The following is a 20,687-nucleotide window of genomic DNA, read 5'->3' as shown; positions in this document are numbered from 1 at the left end:
TTCTCTATGTATTTAAAATTCAAATAGAAAGTAAAAACGAATTCAGACGGCCTCGATATTAAAAAAGGCCGTCTGAATGATTATTTGTAGAGTCGTTTGAAGCAGGCGGTAACCGTTTTCGCGGTAACGGAAGCAATGGCCTGCTCGCGGGTTGCCGGGCTCAATACTTGCATCATTTCGGTTGCAGTCAATTGATTTGGCGCTTCTTCGCTGGCGCAGCCGCAGATTTTATTTTCCCATTCGGCTTGTTTTTCCGCGCTCATAGCTAAAGCAATGACGCGCCATTCGTTACGTTTGTTCAATTCGGTACGGCATTGGCTGTCTACCGCCATTTTTACTACGCTGCTGCCGATACCCGTACCACTGCCCAAACCGCCGAAAGAGTCGCCGCCGGTAGCGCATGCACCCAATAAGAAAGCTGATGTAACAGCTGCCAAAAGAGTTTTTGAAGTCATGATGTTTCCTGTAAGCAAGGCCGTCTGAAACGCCCGAAGAGTTCTCAAAATAGCATGTATTATACCGTAATGCGGCCCGATATGTGAGTTTGCGAAACTGCCGTATAATGCTAGCGAGTTTTCTTTTCAATCAGCCAGTACGAAAGCCGCTATGTCCGATCTTTTCGCCCGCCAACCCGAAGCCCCTTTAGCCGAACGCCTGCGCCCGCATTCCCTAGACGATGTCATCGGGCAGCTGCACTTAATCGGCGAAGGTAAACCTTTGCGCGTGGCGGTCGAGGGAGGAAAGCCGCATTCTATGTTGCTATGGGGGCCGCCGGGTGTAGGCAAAACCACGCTGGCACGGATTTTGGCGCAGAGTTTTAATGCCCAGTTTCTGCCGGTTTCCGCCGTATTTTCCGGCGTGAAAGACATACGTGAGGCAATCGACAAGGCTGAAATCGCTTTGCAGCAGGGACGTGCGACGATTTTGTTTGTCGATGAAGTCCACCGGTTCAACAAAGCGCAGCAGGACGCATTTTTGCCTTATGTCGAAAGCGGTTTATTAACCTTTATCGGCGCTACCACAGAAAACCCGTCATTTGAAGTCAATCCGGCATTGCTCAGCCGCGCGCAGGTGTATGTTTTGCAGTCCTTGTCTTCAGACGACCTGAAAAAGCTGATTGCCAAAGTATTGGCTTTACCCGAATACCAAGAGTTTACGATTGAAGCGGATGCGCAAGAATTGCTCGTGAATACCGCCGATGGTGATGCACGCAGATTGTTGAACTTGATCGAGCAACTTTTACGCGCTGCTGATACACGCCGTCTGAAAAACTTAACCGCCGAATTTCTTGCCGATAGTTTGGGTGCGCAAATCCGCCGTTTTGATAAGGGTGGTGAGAGTTTCTACAACCAAATCTCCGCGCTGCACAAATCTGTGCGCGGTTCGCATCCCAATGCGGCATTGTATTGGTTCTGCCGTATGCTCGACGGCGGCACCGACCCGCGTTATCTTGCCCGCCGCATTGTACGAATGGCATGGGAAGACATCGGCTTGGCCGATCCGCGTGCCTTAACGATTGCCAATGATGCCGCCGCTACTTATGAGCGCTTAGGCTCGCCCGAAGGCGAACTTGCGCTGGCACAAGCCGTGCTGTACCTTGCCGCCGCCGCCAAATCCAACGCGGGCTACAAGGCATACAACCAAATGCGCCGTTTTGTCAAAGAAAATGCCAGCGATGAAGTGCCTGTCCACCTGCGCAATGCGCCGACCAAGTTGATGAAAGAATTGGGCTACGGACGCGAATACCGCTATGCCCATGATGAGCCTAACGCCTACGCCGCTGGCGAAAACTATATGCCCGACGGCTTGGACGAACCCGATTTCTACCAACCCGTCCCTCGCGGATTGGAAATTAAAATTGGCGAAAAGCTGAAATGGTTGAAATCCTTGGATGAAGATGCGCTGGATGATTAAAACAATAAATGTACATAATACAAATCTAAGATCAAATTGAATTTTTCAGACGGCCTTTGCTGTTTGAATATTGTTAACCTATACCATACACACATATTTTCATGAATATTTTTGAAGCCTTACTATTATTGTGCCTGCTGATTGTTATTAGCGCGTTTGTGTCCTGTTCCGAACTTGCGCTTGCTTCGGCACGCAAAATCAAATTGCAGGTCATGGCGAAAGACGGCGGCGATACGCGCGCGCTTGACGTAATCAATATGCAGCAGCAACCGGGCAGTTTTATTACCGTTGTCCAAATCGGATTGAACGCCGTCGCTATTCTTGCCGGCATCGTCGGCGAGGCGGCAATACGTCCGTATTTTGGCAAACTTTTGGAGAACGCAGGCAGTTGGGGCAGCACAGTTGCCTCTTTGCTGACTTTCTCGCTGGTTACAGGTAGCTTTATTTTAATTGCCGACCTGATGCCCAAGCGCATGGCGATGACCCATCCCGAAGCGGTAGCGGTACGCATTGTCCGTCCGATGATGTTTTTGATTTTTATCTTAAAACCCCTTGTTTGGGTTTTTGACGGGTTGGCAAACGCAATATTCAAACTCTTCAAAATCTCAACCGTCCGTCAGGAGCAGTTGACCTCGGAAGATATTTATGCCGTTGTTGATGCAGGCGCGCAGGCTGGTGTATTGAAAGAACAAGAACACTATCTGATTGAAAACATTTTCGATATGCAGGAGCGTACGGTTACTTCCACCATGAGTACGCGCGAATATATCGTCTATTTTGACAAACATGATGACAGCGATACCGTATTAGAAATGATGTCGGAAAAACCGCACAACAAATTCCTCGTGTGTGACGGCGACTTGGAACGCGTTATCGGCTATATTGAATCGCATACGCTGCTGACCTTGTTTTTAAAAGAAAAAGATGTCCGCCTGACCGACAAGCGCGTATTGCGCAAAGCCTTGTTTATTCCCGACACGCTGTCACTTTATGATGTATTGGAGACCTTCAAGACTTCCGGCGAAGACTTTGCCGTAGTGGTGAACGAATACGCACTGGTGGTTGGGGTGGTAACGCTGAAAGATGTGATGAGCATTGTGATGGGCGAGCTGGTTAATACCGAAGAAGAGCCGCAAATCATCCGCCGCACCGAAGACACATGGTTGGTAGATGGCGCCACGCCGCTTACCGATGTTATGCGCGCACTGGATATTGAAGAATTTCCCAATTCGGAAAACTACGAAACCATCGCCGGCTTTATGATGTATTCCCTGCGCAAAATCCCGAAGCGTACGGATTTTCTGGTTTATGCCGGTTATAAGTTTGAAATCATCGATACTGAAAATTTGAAAATCGACCAACTTTTGGTTTCCAAACAAGGAAATATGGTGGGGAAAATGTAACAAGTAGCTGGGAACACTTGAAAAGAAAATTAAAAAATAAATAAAAAGGAAAAAATATTATGACGACAACCGAACCTCAAAAATACGCCCGCAGCCTGCACGCGCCCATCAGCCTCGGTACCACCTCTGACGACCGCTTTATGCCGCGCGGCTTTCTTTCATATTTTGCCTCACTGCCGAAATTGGTTTTAACCGAAAAATTAGATGGGCAAAACAACTGCTTTGCTGCGCACGGCCTCTATGCCCGTAGTCATGCTGCGCCTACACAGCATCCGTGGGATAAACCTTTGCTGCAACGATGGCAGCAAATCAAAGATGATTTAGGCGACCTTGAACTTTTTGGCGAGAATATGTATGGCATTCATTCGATTGCCTATTCGCAACTGGAAAGCTATTTTTACCTGTTTGCAGTCCGCCGTGGCGGACATTGGCTTTCATGGGAAGAGGTTAAATTTTATGCGCAGCTGTTTGATTTCCCGACTGTGCCAGAAATCCCCATTATCCAGCCGCTTGCAGATTTCACTCAAAAATACGCCAATGAAGATATTGCTTTAGCGCAATGGCTTGCCGCTAATTTGGGAGAGCCGTGGACGGACAGCGTACAAACTGCCGGCAAGCTTGGCGGCTACGATCCGAACACAGGAGCAGCGTGCAGTGAAGGTTTCGTTATTCGGAACGCCGCTGATTTTGCCACCAACAATGGCAACCTTCCTGTTCAATCCAATGAATTTGATAATCTTTTCAAATTAGTACGAGCCAAACACGTTAAAACTGATGTTCATTGGACGAAAACTTGGAAGCCTGCCCGTCTTATCGATTACGACAAATACCATTGGCAAAGCTGGCAGTTTCAGACGGCCTGAAGTCCAATTATCCAATAATAAGAAAGACAATTATGTGGACATTCCCATATTACATACCCGGCCAACTTCCTGATTGGCAAGCCTTAAAACGTCGTTTCAGTTGGTTTGCCGATATGAAGGACGTTCCGCAAGACCCTGAGTGGCATGCCGAAGGCGATGTATTTACGCATACCAAAATGGTGTGCGAAGCCCTTTTACAACTGCCCGAGTTTCAAGCGCTTGATGAGCAGGAGCAGCATATTTTGTTTGCTGCCGCCATGCTGCATGATGTAGAAAAACGCAGTACGACCAAGCGTGAAATAGAAAACGGCAAAGAGCGGATTGTCTCTCCGCATCACGCAAAAAAAGGCGAACATACCGCCCGTACTTTGCTGTATACCGAACTTGCCGCTCCATTTGTCGTAAGAGAAGCAATCGCCAAACTCGTGCGTTTGCACGGATTGCCCTTATGGGCGATTAACAAGCCTAATCCTGAGCGAGCCGTCATAGCGGCCAGTTTGCAGGTCAACACTTCGCATCTTGCCATGCTTGCTAAAGCCGATGTACTGGGTCGTATATGTTGCGACCAACAGGATATTTTGCTGCGCATTGATTTGTTTCGTGAACTCTGTGAAGAAAATGCTTGTTGGGGTGAGGAACGTACGTTCGCCAGCGGCTACGGACGCTATCTCTATCTTAACGGACGTAGCGAAATGCCGGATTATCAGCCATTTGATGATCAGACCTTTGATGTGTACGCCATGTGTGCCATAGCAGGTAGCGGCAAAGACAGTTACATCAGGCAACATCTTGCCCATCTGCCTATGCTGTCGCTGGATGAGATTCGCCGTGAGCGCAAACTCAATCCCGCAGATTCCAAACATACCGCCGAAGCAGTACGTTTGGGTAAAGAGCAGGCAAAAGAATACCTGCGAGCCCGTACGTCATTTGTCTTCAATGCGACCAATCTTAACCGCGACCTGCGCAGTAAATGGCTGCCGATGTTTGCTGATTACGGCGCACGTGTGCATCTCATTTATTTGGAAGTGCCTTACACGCAATTACTATCGCAAAACCGTAACCGCGAACATTCTGTTCCGAATGATGTGTTGCACCGCATGATAGAAAAGCTGGAAATCCCTGATTACAGTGAAGCGCATACAGTGGATTTTGTGGTTTCTTCTTAATAGGTAAGAACCTTGTAATCAGGCCGTCTGAAACAATCCAATGTTTCAGACGGCCTTTTTATGGAATCAGAAATTGCTAGAGCTAAGACAAAGGTCTTTATTCGCAGCTCAAGTTTTTTGTTTTTTCGGCGAATGTATCCATGGCAATTTGGCACATGCGTTCACGTTGGCCTACGTCGGCGGCAGGCAGGATTTGGCGCAGGTATTTTGTGTTGTCGCGTTGGAACGATGCTTTATCGCCTGCTTTTTGGTAACACGTATCCGCTCGGGTAAAGTATTGCTGGCAGATTTTCGGCAATTCTTCAAAGGATAAAGGTTTGCTTTTGTGCATGCCGTGCGCGGAGACGGATAGGGAGGAAAGGGCACACAGTGCGATGATTAAGGTTTTTGAAATGTTTTTCATGGTAAGCCTGTTTATTGAAGTTGTTTAAATTAATTGTTCGCCCCAGTGCAGCTTTTGGCGCAGGGTTTTGAAGTATTGGTAATCAGTGGGATGGAGGACGCGCAAGGGGTTGTGATAGCGGCGGATAATGATGCGGTCGAAGTTTTGTACGTCGATATGGGATTGTCCGTCAAAGTGTGCGCGTGCGTCACCGCTTTTGGTAATGAGGATTTCGATCACGCTGGTGTCGGAGATGGCAATCGGACGGTTGGTCATGGATTGCGGACAGATAGGCACAAGTGTGAAGGCGTGCAAACCGGCCTGCATGATGGGGCCGCCGGCGGCAAGCGCGTAGGCAGTCGAACCTGTCGGTGTGGAAATAATCAGGCCGTCCGAACGTTGGGTATAGACAAATTCTTGATTGATAAATACTTCAAATTCAATCATTTGTCCTGCGCCGCCACGAGACAGTACGGTGTCGTTGAGGGCGAGGGCGCGTTCGATGGTTTCGCCGTCACGAATGATGCTGGCTTCAATGAGAATACGCTCTTCGGGCAGATATTTGCCTTCCAGTACGGGGCGGATGCCCTCAACCATGGTGTCGCGTGAGATTTGGGTAAGAAAGCCCAAGTGGCCTTGATTGATGCCGATGATGGGGACGGCGCGCGGGGCGACTTCGCGGGCGGCGGAGAGGAAGGTACCGTCGCCGCCGAGTACAACGACGAGGTCGCAATATTTGCCCAGCTGGGCTTTGTTTACGATTTCGCAGTAGGCGGAATCTTGGATATAGACGCAGTGTTCTTCTACGCTCAATTCATCCAGATAGATGGTGAAGCCGTTTTCGCGCAGAAAAGAAACCAATGTGTGGACGGTATCTTGAATTTCGGGCGTATTAGGACGTGTAACGATACCGATGTTTTTAAATGGGCTTTTCATGGTAGTAGGCCGTCTGAAATTAAGTGTCTAATCTATCCAGATATCGCGCTCGAGCCGGTCGAGGCGTTCGTTTAGGCGGGCAACATCGTCACGCAGTTTGTCCACTTCTTCCAACCATTCGGCAAGCGTGGCTTGGTCGATAACAGGGGATTCGGGTTCGCGTGAAAAGTCGCTGATTTGCTCGGCAATGCTTTTGCCGATTTTTTTCATGGTGCGGCCGATATCGCCGGCGCGCGAACTGATGCTTTCTGCGGCTACATGACCGAATACACGCGCTAAATCGTCGCTTGGATAATAGCGCAGTCCACCCAAAATAGGAAGGACGGACATGCCCAATACCAAGTCGCCTTCGAGGCTGATGTCGCCCACGCCGGGCTGGCCGCCCTGGAGGATTTTTTGGATGGCACTGTTGTGGAATGTGATGTTGGTGTCGGCGGTTTCGTTTGCGGTTTCAAGAAAACCTTGTTCGCTGATGCGTCCGGTCAGTCTGAAACCGGTCAGGCTGATGCAGATGATGCTGCCTGCAAATTCAGACAGCTCGCGCTGTTGCTCTGGATTTTGCTGTATCAGGTGATTGATAAAGGGAAAAAGGGCGGACATGGTTTACTCTAAATGCCGTCTGAAACGGATGAATGGATTGAGTCGCAATTTTACAGGCTTAGACCGTCTGCGCAAACGGTATTTACAATTTTGCCGTTGCTTTTGTCATCAACGATGAAATCAGGAGCTGGTAGGCCGAGTTTGGCCGCTTCGGCAGTATAAAATTCGGCTCGGCTTGGGTGGCGGGGTTCGACAATATTGCGGATACGCTTGCCGTCAGCTTGGCAGGCCGTCTGAAAAAGGATTTGGACGGCCAAGTCTTTATGAAGAATATTGACGAGTTGATTGCCGCCTTGAATGCGTGTTTTTTGAACCAGCTTGGTAACAGGATGACGGTCGGCAGAATAAAGTCCGCCCAGTCGCAGTATGTCGATATGGGGGACGGCGCTTTCAAACAAGGCTTGTTCAATCTCGAGGATTTGATGGGCGGATTCGGTTTGCGGATCGGGCGGCGTGGTTTCATCGCATATGCGTGCTTGGTCGCCATACACGCTGGTGCTGCTGGTGAAGATGATGTGTTGTACCTTGGACTGCTCGGCAAGTTGAATCCATTTTTTCAGGGTATCGGCGTAATGGTTTAATGACGAAGGCGGAAGCAGGCAGAACCATGTCGGCTTGTTGATATGGTTTTGCCACAAGGCCGAACTGTAAAAAATATCGTCTTGATTCAAATCGATAATGTCGAGTTCAATCGGTAGATTGATGTCGTCAGAGGTCAGGTTGCGTTTGATGGCGGCTACCTGACTGCCTTGCTCATAAAATTTCTGCGCCAGAGGCAGGCCGAGGTAACCTAGGCCGAGAATGGAAATATCGGGAAGGTGCATAAATAAAGCATCCGAAAATTAACAGGCCGTCTGAAAATAGCTTTAACTTGGTTAAAGCCACGTTTTCAGACGGCCTTTGTATGGAAAAATTAATGGTCGCTGCCGATTTTTCGGTCGAATTCGGCACGGTGTTCCGGCAGGAGGTAAGGGCGCAACAGGCTGAGTGTGCGGCTGATGCCCCGTACTTTGGAGTCTTCGGTCAACTTGGCGCGGCCGCGCAGGGAGCTGTCGAAGTCGAACCAGTATTTCGTCACCATCCACATATTGACGGCAAGGTCGTTCATGGCAGTTTGGTCTGCGCTGATGATGTTCAGGCCGTTGAGCTGGGTCAGCAGATTGACCAACAGCGGGGAAACTTTGGCTTGGGTAAAGGTATTGTGTTCGCCCAATAATTCGGCACTGCGGGCAAGCAGGGTGTTCACATCGCTGAAAAGGAAACGGTATTCCCACATCACATCATAAATACCGGCCATGTAGTTGATGGAATCTTCCACATTAGACGGCAATACGGCTTCGTTAAGATAGGCAAGCAGGGCTTCGCTGTAACGCTTAAACAATTGGACGATGATTTCGTCTTTGTTGCGGAAATGGTAGTAGAGGTTGCCCGGGCTGATGCCTAAGTGGGCGGCAATATGGTTGGTGCTGATATTGCGCTCGCCTTCTTCGTTGAACAAGGCGAGGCTGGCATTGATGATTCGTGTGTAAGTGTTGACTTTAGCAATGCGCGGCATGGGATACACTCCTTTGTTTTATAGGCTGTATGAAGTCGGCAGCCAGTTGGGTTCTGCGTGTAATTCTACCTGAAATTGAGTAAATACTGTATTACAAACATATTGTGCCAGCTGGTGGACATCTTGTGCGGATGCATTGTTTTTATTCACCAAAACCAAAGCCTGTCTGTCATGCACTGCCGCACCGCCGATCTGATGGCCTTTCAGACGGCATTGGTCAATCAGCCAGCCGGCCGCGAGTTTGACCGAACCGTCAGGCTGCGGATAGCGTGGCATATTAGGGTATTGCTGCAACAAATCGGCAGCTTTTTCAGCGCTGACAACAGGGTTTTTAAAGAAACTTCCGACATTACCAAGTACGTTAGGATTAGGTAGTTTACTGTTGCGGATTGCACACACTGCATCGGAAACATCTTTGGCCGTCGCCTCACGGCCTTGGCTCAGTTCGGCAACCGCTGCCGCCAAATCGCCATAGCCCAAGTTCGGCACAAAATGCTCTTTCAACGCAAAGACAACCGAAACAATCACATAACGTCCCTTGCCTTCCTGTTTGAACAGGCTTTCACGATAGGCAAAGTCACAGTCGGCATTGGAAAGCTCGACAAAGGTTTCCGTATCCAAATCAAAGCAGCGTACGCTATGGATAACATCTTTCGCTTCAACACCATATGCACCGATGTTTTGTACCGGAGACGCGCCGGCCGTACCCGGAATCAGGCTCAGGTTTTCCAGCCCGCTTAAACCCAGCCCAACCGTATGCAAAACAAAATCATGCCAAATTTCCCCGGCCTGAGCTTCGATATAAACCAGGTCGTCTGAACGCTCAATTTCACGAATTCCCTTGTTTTCCATATGAACAACCAGACCGGCATAGTCTTCCATCAAAAGGATATTGCTGCCGCCGCCGAGCCATAACACAGTATCTCGGTCGAACTCGGGCAGCCGGACGATGTCGCGCAACTCGTCGGCATGTTTGAGTGCAACAAATGCTTGGGCTTGGGCTTTCAGGCCGAAAGTGTTGTAAGGGGTAAGGTCGGTTTGGTATTGGATGGGTTGCATGATGATTTATAATTTCGTGGATTTCAGGTCATCTGAAAATTTACTGTTTAACAATTACGATAGGTAATGGGGTTTTGGGGGGCTTTATAGTTTTCTTGGGAAGAATAGGTCAGCTTGTCCACGATTTCTTGATAAATGTCGGACTCTTTTGGCAACGGCTTGCCTTCAAACATCCAGCGACCTTGAATAATATCATCGGCAGAAACCCATCTTTCGATTTCATATACTGCTAATGTCCAGCCGCGATAGACTGCAACTGCATATTTTGCTTTTTCACGTCGGCTTCCGATTTTCCAATATTTCCGTGTGCGTTCGTAAATTTCCTTATCCCTATTGGCTTCAGGAATATTCCCAGATCTAATGTCTTTTTTCAGTTTCTCGTATTCGTTATTAATCGTAATTAAAACAATGGGTTTATCAGTTTTTAATTCTTGAGCATCATACTTTCGTTTTAATTCCGACAAACTCATTAATCCTACTTCTGAAGAATGCGCACCCCCTTGAATATTAGTCAGCGGCTGCTGGCTCGGCTTGACTAGGGAGAGTAGGTCTATTGCCATTGCCTCATATTCAAAAGCCTGTTTGTCTGTTTGGATGTTGTGCCGCAGAATGTAATACACGGGCTGGTTTCCGCTTTTATGTATTTCCCTAATCAAAGCAATTTTATCACTTGGCGTTTCTGTTTCTTGTAATGAACCTAGGGCATGATGGAAAACGCGATTGCCCACGCCTTTACCTACATAAAAAATATTGCCGTCTCTAGGGTCAATCAAGCAATAAACATAGTAAGCAAGTTTTTCTATAGTGGAAGTTGAAAACATTTTTTCCCTTAAAAGTGAATAAGCCGTAAATGAAATATCAATGGAGGTCGTCTGAAAGAAATTTCAGACGGCCTTGTGCGATCTGACCATCTCCCTGCTGCACAATTCCAAGCACCACACCAAGGCGATGGCGGCAATCGTTAGTGAAGCGGTCAGCGCGGTCCAAAAGCCGTAAATGCCCATATCGACATGATAGGCAAGCAGGTAGCCGGGCAGCAGGCCGCAACCCCAGAAAGCCACGGCATGGATGAACATCGGCATTTTGGTCACTTTATAGCCGCGCAGCGCATATGAAGCGATACATTGGGTGGCGTCTGCCAGTTGGAATAGGGAGGCGAAAAATAAAACAGTCGCGGCAATGCCTAATACTGCCGCATCGTTGGTGTACATACTGGCCAACTGAAAGCGAAAGACGACCAAGAGCAGCGCGGTGCAGGTGGCAAGTACCCAGCCTAACACCAGCGAAACGCCTGAAATATAACGCGCCCGCAAAAACTCGCGTCGTCCGAGCGAAAAGCCTACGCGCACCGTGCTTGCAGAACCGACGCTTTGCGGAACCATATACAAGATGCCCGACAGGCTGATGACGACTTGTTGGGCGGCGACATAATCCTCGCCGAATGGCGCCACCAAAAAGACGATAAACGAAAATGCGCTGGCTTCTAGAAAATAAGACAAGCCGATGGGTGCGCCGATTTTCCAAATCTGTTTGAAAGCCGCCCAATCGGGTTTGCCGATTTTTGCCGTCAAACCAAACGGACGGAAGAATTTTTCTTTGGCGATATAAAGCCACAAAGCCAATGCGCTGAACCAAAATACCGCCGCCGTTGCCACGCCGCAACCTGCGCCGCCCAAAGCAGGCATACCGAATTTGCCGTAAACAAACACATAGTTCAGCGGCACATTCAACACAAACGCCGCAAAGCTGACCAACATAATCACGCGCGGACGGTTCAAGCTGGAGGCATAAGCGTGCAGGGCGCGGTGTATCATGGCGGCCGGCATTGCCAAGCTGGTAAAGAACATATATTGCGCCATCGTGTCTTCGACATAATCGCTCAATGTCAGCCAATGACGGAAAGGCATAATCATCGCCCACATCAACAGCATGCCGAATACGCCCAAACACAAGCCAAACCAAATGCCCTGCATTCCAGTTTTGCCGACTTCTTCGGTTTTACCTGCGCCGTACAGTTGGGCAATCATCGGGTTCAACGCCGCCATCACGCCCATAAAGGTAATGTAAATCGTGGAAAACGCGCTGCTGCCCAAAGCCACCGCGGCCAAATCTTCCTTACCTGCGCCACCGGCCATCACCGTATCGACAAAACCAATGCCAACTTGCGCCACTTGCGCCAACAGCATAGGCAGGGCGAGGGCAGTAAGCAGGCGGGTTTCTTTTAAGAAAACAGGAAAGGCAAAGCGGTTGAGGTTCAGTAGCATAATTGTGTGTGGATTGAGGATAAAGGCCGTCTGAAACGAAAACTTAAAATTATAAAGGGTAATGCTGATAAGCAGGCGATATGTTGTTTAATCGCGAAATTTTTCAGACGGCCTTAAATGTCGGATGTCTTTTGACGGCTTCCAACCAGCTGTCCGGCGTTTGAAACTGCATCAGGCCGTCTGAAAGCGAAACCGCGGCTTGGGTAGTCGAAGCGCGGGTCAGTTTTTCGTTGGTTTCAGCATCGTAAATGGTGTAATCGATACGCAGGCAGCTTTCGATTTCGACAATGTCCATATCAACGCGGATTTTTTGGCCGAAACGGGCAGGGCGGATGTATTTGAGGTTCATCTGCACAATCGGCCAGCTGTACCCTTGTCGCCCCATTTCGTTGTAGTCGTAACCGATGGAAGACAGAAAAGCACAACGTGCGGTTTCAAGGTATTTGACATAGTTGCCGTGCCACACGATGTGCATGGCATCTACGTCAAAAAAAGGAACTTCGGTTTCAAAGCTGTGTTGGCAGTAGATGTGTTTTTTCATGGTTTAAAAAAGTGAATGTAATGGTTTCAGACGGCGTCTTCGCCCCAAAAATCATAAAAATTGAACCATTGTAGCGGATTTTGCGCACATTCTTGCGCCAAAATGTCGGCAAAACCCTGCATCGCGTCTTTGACGGCAACCTCGCGGTTGCCGCGTTTCCAGCTGGAAGTATCGGTAAAGCGGCGCAGTTTTAAATGATAGCGGCCGTTTTGTTTGACACAAAACAGCGTGTTTACCTGCGTTTTTAAAAGCGCAGCCAACAGCCATGCGCCTTGCGGCATAGGGGCGGTATGGCCTAAGAAATTAATGTCGGCGGTTTTCTCGCCGCGTACAGGAACGCGGTCGGCCGCGATGGCAATCCATTCGCCGTTCTCGATACGGCGGTTTAATTCCATCATCAGGGTGGTGTCCAAATCTGTCACCTGAATCAGACGGATATGATCTGCGCCGGCTTTTTGCAATGCCTCGTTAAATGCCTGCGCGTGTTTGCTGTGTACCAATACATTGAGTCTGAAATTTTTATGGTGCGACACCAGCGCACGGCAAACTTCGGTATTGCCCAAGTGCGAACAGGCAAAAATCTGGCCGCGTTCGTTGCGCTTGACTTGCGAATAGATATCGTCCGGATCTTCAATCACCAAATCTTCATAACGGATTTTGCGTTGCCACACGGCAAAACGGTCGCAAACTGCTTCGCCAAATGCGACGAATTGTTTGAATACGCTGTGTTTCGGCAGGACAGTATGGGGAAAGGCAGTCTGAAGACGGGTTTGATAGCGTAAGACATGACGGCGCGGTTTGGGCGCGGTTGCATAAAAATACAGCACCACAAACCAAATGCACGGCCTCATGAAAAAAGCCGGCAGATAGCGCACCATCAATGTGGTCAGAGTGAGAAACAGGCGGCTGCCGCGTTCGGGCTGCGCCGCCCAATGGGTTTGTTTATTATCGGTCATGGTTTCAGACGGCCTTTCCGAAAACTTTACCCAATCGGTGTTTCAACATGCCGAAAAACAGCCGTGTGTGCATTTTGCTGATGCGGACATTGTCGGCAAAGGCATCGAAGTGAGACACGCCGTCGGCGGCATATTGGACAGGCGTTTTAATCCAAACCGGTTTGACATCGCGCCAGTAGAGGTGGATAAGGATTTCCGTATCGAAGTCCATGCGGTCGCCTACGGTTTCTTCGCGGACGACGGATAGCGCGGGTGCAAGCGGATAGAGGCGGAAGCCGCACATGCCGTCTTTGATGTCGCATGACCAAGTGTGCAGCATATTCCAGAAATCGGTAATTTTGCGTCCGTAAAGCCGTGCTTTGGGCGCGTCATCGCCGTATTGCGGCCAGCCGCAAACAACGGCTTCGGGGTTTTGTTCTGCTGCTGCGAGGAGTTTGGGTGTGTCGCTCAAGCAATGCTGGCCGTCTGCATCAACCTGCAAGACGTGGGTATAACCATGTTCTTGAGCGTATTCCAAACCGGTTTTGACCGCTGCACCTTTGCCGCCGTTGATGGGGCGGTAAAGGATATCAATGCCGTCTGAAACCAGAGCCTGCAATACAGGTTTGCATTCTTCGCGTGAACCGTCGTCCACAATTAAAACGTTTAAACCGAAGCCGCGCATGGTTTGGGCAACGTGGCTGATGGTGGTCGGATGGTTGTAATGTGGAATAAGGGCCAGGGTTTTCATAAATATTTTTTAGACGACGTTAACACAATGCAGAGTATAGCAAATAAACATGCCATAGCGTTTGAAAAGGCCGTCTGAAACGGCGAGGACAAAATCGTTTGATTTCGTTTTTCACTGTTTCAGACGGCCTTTGGTATGCCATTAATTCAGCATTGTACATGACCGACATCGAGGCATAAATCATGGAACTCGTTGAGCGTGCTGCGGTGGCCGATGCTGATGATGATGCTGTCGGGCAGTTTTTGCTTTAAGGCGCGGTAGAGCATGGCTTCGGTCGGTTCGTCCAGGGCGGCGGTGGCTTCATCGAGCAAGATGACTTTGGGCTGCGAGAGCAGGGCGCGGACGAAGGCAACACGTTGCAGTTCGCCCGGGGAGAGTTTGTGTTGCCAGTCATCGGTTTTATCTAATTTATCAACCAGATAACCTAATCGGCAGGTATTCATGGCTTCGATCAGTTCCGGATGTTGTTTGTCGATGGCAGGGTAACAAATCGCATCGCGCAGACTGCCTTGTGCCGTGTACGGACGTTGCGGCAGGAAGAGAATTTCTTGATGCGGCGGATGGCTGACTTTACCGCTGCTGCCGAAAGGCCAAAGCCCTGCCAGCGCGCGCAGCAACGAAGTTTTGCCGCAACCGCTCGGGCCGCGTATCAGCAGGGAATTGCCGCTTTTGAGGTTGATATTGATACCGTCTAATAAAACTTCGCCGTTGTGGCGGTATAGGGCAACGTTTTCCAAGATCAGGCCGTCTGAAACTTCGGTAAGGTCGGGTTGTCGTGCGGTGTGTTTTTCTTCCGTGCTCAGCAAAAAGCCGTACAGACGCTCCAGTCGGGCGCGGTAGGCAGTGAATTTGTTGTAGAACATTCGGAAGAAAGACAGCGCGTTTTGCAGTCGTGCGAAGGCTTGGACGGTCTGCTGAATGTCGCCGATTTTGATTTGTCCGGCAAACAGGCGCGGAGCTTGCAAAATAATGGGGAAGAGTTTAATGCCGTTGGTGAACATGTCGTTAAAGCCGCTCAGGCAGACGCTTTGTCGCGCAATGCGCCAACGGTTGCGGATGATGGCTTTGAAACGGTCGGAAAGCTGGTCGTGCTCGTGTTTTTCGCCGCTGTAAAATGCCACGCTTTCGGCGTGGTCGCGTACGCGGATAAGGGAATAACGGTAGTCGCCGTTGAGCTTTTCGTTTTCATAGTTGTAACGAATCAACGGGTTGCCTATCCACATGGCGATAAAGGTCGCCAAAATTACAAACATATAGACAAACCAAACAATGCCGTGCGGAATGTCAAAGCCAAACACGGTCAGGATGCCTGCCAAGCCCCACAAAACAACGGCAAATTCCAGCGAGGTAACAACTGAATTGACCATGCCGCGCACAAATTCGATGGTCGAGGCGATGAAATCCTGCGCGTCCTGTTGGATACGCTGGTCGATGTTGTCCGGCGCATGGCGGCGCATTTGCAGGCGGTAGTAGTTTTTGTCGGCAAGCCAGCGCGAAGTTAAAACTTCATTGAGCCGCTCCGACCATTTAATCGCCAAGCCTTGATCGAGAAAGTCGTTGACGACGTTGTTAAACGCCCGTATCAACACCACGCCCGCGTTCATCGCTGCAAACATCCAAAACGCGGAGGCGTTCAAATCCTGCATCGAGTCGTAAAGCCCTTTGGACATAAAGGTACTCAACACATTCAGCCGTACTTCGGTTAACAGCAGCGTAATCATCGCCGTAATCAGCAGCAATACTTTAACTGCACTTTTCGGCGTCAGACACAGCCGCAGGATATAGCTAAACTCGCGCCCGAAGCGTGTGTTGCGTGCAAAAAACAGAATGACCGTCGAGGCTGCAGCGACCATCAATAAGGTCTGCAATAGCCAAGACGGCGTGGAATAAAGCTCGATTTGCCATTTTTGCATGGAGTGTTCTCTGAAAGGATGTAAAGGCCGTCTGAAAGGACGGCAAATTTATTTGACTATGGTAACTGTAATAATAGTTTTCTGAACTGTTGTATTTTTTGTATGTACAAACAGTTCTTATTTGTTTTTGTGGAAGGCGGAAATCTTATCAAATATAATCGCAAAACCAAATTACTTTGTAATTTTTTACTCGATATAAGAATTATTAATATTTCAAACCAGAAGGTATTTTATGAACAGCAAATTAGCCCTGATGCCGCTTGTGGTTGCAAGCGCATTCGCCTACGCCGCCGATGAAGCCACTTCTGCTCCCGAAGCATATGCGGAAGTGCAGGAAGTCAAAGTCCAAGCCAACGCCAAACGCGTGAAGGCCGCGCGCTCGTATTCCATCGCCAGTGACGGCGATATGCGCGACCGTGTGAATTTGGGTGTGTTGGGCAAAGCCAATGCCTTTACCGCCCCGATTACCGTGGTCAATTACGACGAAAAAGCCCTCAACAATACCGAAGCGCGTACTTTGGTGGATGCCGTAGCCAAAAAAGACGCATCCGTTTGGCAGTTCGGCGGCGAAAGCAATACGCTGACCGGCTTGTATTTCCGCGGTTATCAGCTTGACGCGCGCCAATTCAGCGTCAACGGTTTGGCAGGTATGTACGGCACACAAGGCACGGCCAGCGTGCAAGTCGGCTCTGCGCAGCTGATTAAAGGCGCGTCCACCGCCGTAAACGGCATGGACCCTGAAGGCGCGGTATCTGGTTCCGTCAATATTGAGACCAAAAAAGCTGCCGATGAAGGCAACCGCAAAATTGGTTTGGGCTGGTTTAGCAACAACCGCGCCCAAGGCACATTCGATTTAGGTCAACGCTTCGGCGAAAATAAAGAATTCGGCGTGCGCGCCAACGGCAAACTGCGCCACGGCGATACTCCGCGCCACGGTTACAGCGAGGACAACAAAGAATTTGCTTTGAATGCAGATTATCACGGAGAAAAACTGCGCGTAGCGCTCGACTCTATCTACGCAAAACGTAAAACCAACGGCGGCCGCGCGCGTATGCAGGATATTCAAAACGCTGATGGTCGTTTGTTTGATGCGCCTGATGGTAAAGTGAATTTGCTACCAAGTTGGAACTGGCAAAATACCGTCGGCCAAACCAATATGCTGACCTTTGAATGGGATGCGTTTGAAAATGCCCAAATTACCGGCGGTATCGGCAACAACAAAGCGCGTTATTACGGCACGCTGATTTCTCCGACTATATGCGGTAAAAATGGGGCAAGCAGCCAGACTGCAACCTGCTCAAGTGCCGACCAATACCACACCGGCACGGCCCGTCTGACCGACCAATATTTCCGTACTTTGAGTATGAATTTATCCGCACGCGGCGAATTTGAAACCGGCCCGGTAACGCATAACTGGAGTACTGCTTTTGACCGTATCATTCGTCAGCGTGCGACTGTCCGTGGTTTGGCTGCAGGTAAAAGCCGCGTTGAGGTTGATGCAAACGGCAATATTGAAAATCAACTGGCTTCTTTTGTTCCTAATTACGCGACAGGCTGGGAAAGCTCAGCAAACTTGGATGCCAATATCAAAGTCAACAGCTTGGCCTTGTCCGACACACTGGGCTTTGCCGACAACAAATACCGTCTGACTTTGGGCGGTCGTTTCCAAGCGGTTGAATATACCGATAAAAAAGAAGGTAAAAGCGGGGATTCCAAACGCTTCAGCCCGATGCTAATGGCCGCTTGGGTACCGCAGCCTGATTTGGTCGTTTACGGCAACTACATGGAAGACTTAGAGCCTGCGGATATCAAAACCGACGATGACGGCAATACCACCATGTCCAAACCGCGTGTCAGCCGTCAGTTTGAAGTGGGCGTGCGTAAAAACTGGGGCAATTTCGTGACGACCCTGAATGCGTTCCAAATCAAACGCCCGGGTTACTGGCGCGGTTCTACCACCAGCAAAACAGACTTCGCGGCGTATAAAGCCTTGGGCGGTTCAGCCGGAGATGAACAAGGCATGGAGCGCAGCCGCGGTATTGAGTTCAACACCTACGCGAACTTGCTCAACAATACTTTGCGTCCGACTTTGGGCCTGATGTATCTGCAATCGACAGTGAAAGACTACCCAAATTCACGCGATATGCTGGTTAACGGCGTACAAGTCGCCAATCCTCGCGTGATTGCCAAAGCAGGCGTGGAATGGGACACACCGTTTGCCAAAGGTCTGACCTTGAACGGCAACGTTTCGTACTTCGGTAAATCCTACCAAGACACGCAAAAACAATACGCCTTCCCTTCCTACACTTTGGTTGACGTAGGCGCGCGCTACAAAACCAAACTCGGCAAAAATACTTTAACTGTCAGCAGCTCGGTAGAAAACCTGTTCAACAAAAACTACTGGCAGGTACAGCGCGGCCAATACGACCGCAGCTTCGCCGTCGTCGGCATGCCGCGCACTTATTGGCTGAAAGCGGAATTGGATTTCTAATCTGATTTCGGTTTGACCGTAATAGCAGGCCGTCTGAAAGGGAATGATAAAGAGCAAGAATTTGGTTTTTATCCCTTTTCAGACGGCCTGATTTGATTGCCTTATATTTTTCGCTTGAAAAATCTTACATGTTTTTTATGGATTTCACGCGAAACAAGGTTAATATTCCATTTTCACAATACATCATTCGAGAAGACATATGAAAAAATCCATCAAACTGACCCTGTGCGCCCTCGCACTCTCACTTTCCGTGCAAGCACAAGCAGTTACCCATGCCGTGATTGAAACCAATATGGGCAACATCCAACTGGAGCTGGATGAAGTCAAAGCGCCGAAAACCGTGGCAAACTTTGTCAATTACGCCAAAAAAGGTTTTTACGACAACACGATTTTCCACCGCGTTATCGACAATTTTATGATTCAAGGCGGCGGATTTACCGAGAATATGGTTCAAAAACCCACCGATAAAGCCATCACCAACGAAGCATACAACGGCTTGAAAAATAATGTCGGCACCATCGCCATGGCACGCACCGGCGATCCGAATTCAGCAACCAGCCAGTTCTTTATCAACACAGCCGACAATGACTTTTTGAATTTCAAAAGCAAAACCCCTCAAGGCTACGGCTATGCTGTTTTCGGTAAAGTTACTTCCGGCATGGACGTCGTCCGTAAAATCAGCAAAGTAAAAACAGCGACACGCGGCTTCCACCAAGACGTTCCAACTGAAGCCGTGATTATCCGCAAAGTCAGCATCAAATAATTTTGATTGTTTGAACCTAAACAACAGGCCGTCTGAAAAATTCAGACGGCCTGAATTTATTTATTTGATAATAAGTAGCAATTTGGGCGATAATTCAGCATCTACAATTTAAGGAGTCGATTATGCAAACCCGCCTGCCTTTTTTCAGCGTTGTCCGTGTCAGCGGCGAAGACAGAGCTTCATTTCTTCATGGTCAATTATCCAATGATATTAATAATTTAGCTATCGGTCAGGCATGTTACGCCACATACAATACGCCTAAAGGCCGTGTGTTGGCGAATATGTTGGTCGTCAATCGCGGAGAAGATTTACTGTTGGTCATGGCTCAAGATTTGACCGAAGCCATCGTCAAACGCCTGAGAATGTTTGTCTTGCGTGCAAAGGTCGTCTTCGAGCTGATGCCCGATTTAGCAGTCAGCGGCGAGTTGGCAGACAATGCAGAACCTCATCCTGCTACCGAACCACAACTGTCTTTTTCAGCCCAAATTCAAGAAAACACCGTGGAAATTACCTTGCCGCACACAGGCCGTCTGAAAATTTCAGCAGCCGAAAATGCAGCCGAATATCAAGCAGGAGCCGAAAACGCGTGGAACCTACACGAAATCCGCAGCGGCTATCCGTGGATTTGCACCGCAACCAAAGAAGCGGCTGTTGCCCAAATGCTCAACCAACATATCATCGGCGCAGTCCATTTCCGTAAAGGCTGCTACCCCGGCCAAGAAATCATCGCCCGCGCCCAATACCGAGGCCAAGTCAAACGCGGTCTGGCCGTATTAAGCGGAGATTCTTTAGAAGCCGCCGGTATTGCCGTCAAAGTCGGCGAGGAAGAAGCAGGCGTCATCCTCAACACGGCACTGACTGAACAAGGTAGCCTCAGCCTCGCCGTTATCAAGTTTTCCGCAGCAGAAGCAGCATTGACCGATGCAGACGGTAATGCTTTGAAACAGGAAGCACTGTTTTTTACGGTTGAGAAAGATTGATTGTCAAATGATTGAACAAAAACTTAAATTTAAGCATTAATCAGTTTGAAATGAAAACAGAAAGGCCGTCTGAAAATTATTTTTCAGACGGCCTGAGACCTTTGCAAAAAAGCCTTTCCTCCAACAGCCGAAATCCAAACACAGGTTTTCGGCTGTTTTTGTTTCAAATAT

At 49.1% G+C, this 20,687-nt stretch carries 20 protein-coding genes; 7 read left to right on the top strand and 13 right to left on the bottom strand.

Annotated elements, in window-relative coordinates:
• Window positions 1-80: 80 nt before the first annotated feature.
• Window positions 81-455 (bottom strand): hypothetical protein, encoded by a 375-nt coding sequence (locus ACTHSX_RS00100; protein ID WP_254322761.1) that lies wholly within the window; start codon window positions 453-455, stop codon window positions 81-83.
• Window positions 456-606: 151 nt separating this feature from the next.
• Here ACTHSX_RS00100 and ACTHSX_RS00095 point away from each other — a divergent pair, with 151 nt between their 5' ends.
• The 4 genes from ACTHSX_RS00095 (at window position 607) to ACTHSX_RS00080 (ending at window position 5,346) form a co-directional block, all read left to right on the top strand.
• The gene (locus tag ACTHSX_RS00095) at window positions 607-1,914 is read left to right on the top strand and encodes a replication-associated recombination protein A (protein ID WP_440376665.1); all 1,308 of its coding nucleotides are present in this window, start codon (window positions 607-609) and stop codon (window positions 1,912-1,914) included.
• Window positions 1,915-2,015: 101 nt separating this feature from the next.
• Window positions 2,016-3,317, top strand: a complete 1,302-nt coding sequence (locus ACTHSX_RS00090) for a hemolysin family protein (protein WP_440376666.1) — start codon at window positions 2,016-2,018, stop codon at window positions 3,315-3,317.
• 59 nt (window positions 3,318-3,376) lie between these two features.
• Window positions 3,377-4,180, top strand: coding sequence for an RNA ligase family protein (locus ACTHSX_RS00085; RefSeq protein WP_440376667.1), 804 nt, complete (start codon window positions 3,377-3,379; stop codon window positions 4,178-4,180).
• Between the two features lie 32 nt (window positions 4,181-4,212).
• The gene (locus ACTHSX_RS00080) at window positions 4,213-5,346 is read left to right on the top strand and encodes an AAA family ATPase (RefSeq protein WP_440376668.1); all 1,134 of its coding nucleotides are present in this window, start codon (window positions 4,213-4,215) and stop codon (window positions 5,344-5,346) included.
• Between the two features lie 97 nt (window positions 5,347-5,443).
• Here the strand turns inward: ACTHSX_RS00080 and ACTHSX_RS00075 are convergent, their stop codons facing one another.
• From ACTHSX_RS00075 to ACTHSX_RS00020, 12 genes are all read right to left on the bottom strand, one after another.
• Window positions 5,444-5,749, bottom strand: coding sequence for a hypothetical protein (locus ACTHSX_RS00075; protein ID WP_440376669.1), 306 nt, complete (start codon window positions 5,747-5,749; stop codon window positions 5,444-5,446).
• A 24-nt stretch (window positions 5,750-5,773) separates the two neighbouring features.
• Window positions 5,774-6,664, bottom strand: a complete 891-nt coding sequence (locus ACTHSX_RS00070; RefSeq protein ID WP_003685548.1) for an NAD(+) kinase — start codon at window positions 6,662-6,664, stop codon at window positions 5,774-5,776.
• A 27-nt stretch (window positions 6,665-6,691) separates the two neighbouring features.
• On the bottom strand, window positions 6,692-7,264 hold the full coding sequence (locus tag ACTHSX_RS00065) for a ubiquinone biosynthesis accessory factor UbiJ (protein WP_440376670.1): 573 nt from the start codon (window positions 7,262-7,264) through the stop codon (window positions 6,692-6,694).
• A gap of 50 nt (window positions 7,265-7,314) precedes the next feature.
• Window positions 7,315-8,088 carry an SDR family NAD(P)-dependent oxidoreductase gene (locus ACTHSX_RS00060; protein ID WP_440376671.1) on the bottom strand — a complete coding sequence of 258 codons (774 nt, stop codon included), beginning with the start codon at window positions 8,086-8,088 and terminating at the stop codon, window positions 7,315-7,317.
• Between the two features lie 89 nt (window positions 8,089-8,177).
• A complete protein-coding gene (locus tag ACTHSX_RS00055; RefSeq protein WP_440376672.1) occupies window positions 8,178-8,819 on the bottom strand; it encodes a TetR/AcrR family transcriptional regulator in 642 nt (213 codons plus the stop codon).
• An 18-nt stretch (window positions 8,820-8,837) separates the two neighbouring features.
• Entirely contained in the window at window positions 8,838-9,878 is a 1,041-nt protein-coding gene (murB, locus tag ACTHSX_RS00050; protein ID WP_440376673.1) for a UDP-N-acetylmuramate dehydrogenase, read from the bottom strand.
• A gap of 47 nt (window positions 9,879-9,925) precedes the next feature.
• Complete coding sequence (locus tag ACTHSX_RS00045; protein ID WP_440376674.1) at window positions 9,926-10,699, bottom strand: LEM-3-like GIY-YIG domain-containing protein; 774 nt, start codon at window positions 10,697-10,699, stop codon at window positions 9,926-9,928.
• A gap of 63 nt (window positions 10,700-10,762) precedes the next feature.
• A complete protein-coding gene (locus ACTHSX_RS00040) occupies window positions 10,763-12,142 on the bottom strand; it encodes an MATE family efflux transporter (RefSeq protein WP_440376675.1) in 1,380 nt (459 codons plus the stop codon).
• A 103-nt stretch (window positions 12,143-12,245) separates the two neighbouring features.
• Entirely contained in the window at window positions 12,246-12,683 is a 438-nt protein-coding gene (locus tag ACTHSX_RS00035; RefSeq protein ID WP_004519960.1) for an acyl-CoA thioesterase, read from the bottom strand.
• Between the two features lie 26 nt (window positions 12,684-12,709).
• Window positions 12,710-13,639: an LpxL/LpxP family acyltransferase gene (locus ACTHSX_RS00030; RefSeq protein ID WP_440376676.1), complete on the bottom strand. Its 930-nt coding sequence runs from the start codon at window positions 13,637-13,639 to the stop codon at window positions 12,710-12,712.
• A 4-nt stretch (window positions 13,640-13,643) separates the two neighbouring features.
• Complete coding sequence (locus ACTHSX_RS00025) at window positions 13,644-14,369, bottom strand: glycosyltransferase family 2 protein (RefSeq protein WP_440376677.1); 726 nt, start codon at window positions 14,367-14,369, stop codon at window positions 13,644-13,646.
• A gap of 146 nt (window positions 14,370-14,515) precedes the next feature.
• Window positions 14,516-16,282 carry an ABC transporter ATP-binding protein/permease gene (locus ACTHSX_RS00020; protein WP_440376678.1) on the bottom strand — a complete coding sequence of 589 codons (1,767 nt, stop codon included), beginning with the start codon at window positions 16,280-16,282 and terminating at the stop codon, window positions 14,516-14,518.
• A gap of 232 nt (window positions 16,283-16,514) precedes the next feature.
• Here ACTHSX_RS00020 and ACTHSX_RS00015 point away from each other — a divergent pair, with 232 nt between their 5' ends.
• The 3 genes from ACTHSX_RS00015 (at window position 16,515) to ygfZ (ending at window position 20,516) form a co-directional block, all read left to right on the top strand.
• A complete protein-coding gene (locus ACTHSX_RS00015) occupies window positions 16,515-18,773 on the top strand; it encodes a TonB-dependent siderophore receptor (protein ID WP_440376679.1) in 2,259 nt (752 codons plus the stop codon).
• Between the two features lie 199 nt (window positions 18,774-18,972).
• The gene (locus tag ACTHSX_RS00010) at window positions 18,973-19,536 is read left to right on the top strand and encodes a peptidylprolyl isomerase (RefSeq protein ID WP_070589226.1); all 564 of its coding nucleotides are present in this window, start codon (window positions 18,973-18,975) and stop codon (window positions 19,534-19,536) included.
• A 122-nt stretch (window positions 19,537-19,658) separates the two neighbouring features.
• Window positions 19,659-20,516, top strand: a complete 858-nt coding sequence (gene ygfZ / locus ACTHSX_RS00005; protein ID WP_440376680.1) for a CAF17-like 4Fe-4S cluster assembly/insertion protein YgfZ — start codon at window positions 19,659-19,661, stop codon at window positions 20,514-20,516.
• Window positions 20,517-20,687 lie beyond the last annotated feature (171 nt).

The sequence above is a fragment of the Neisseria sp. P0014.S002 genome (assembly GCF_051958295.1).
Taxonomy (GTDB): Bacteria; Pseudomonadota; Gammaproteobacteria; order Burkholderiales; family Neisseriaceae; genus Neisseria; species Neisseria flavescens_B.
This window is presented reverse-complemented; position numbering and strand designations above follow the sequence as displayed.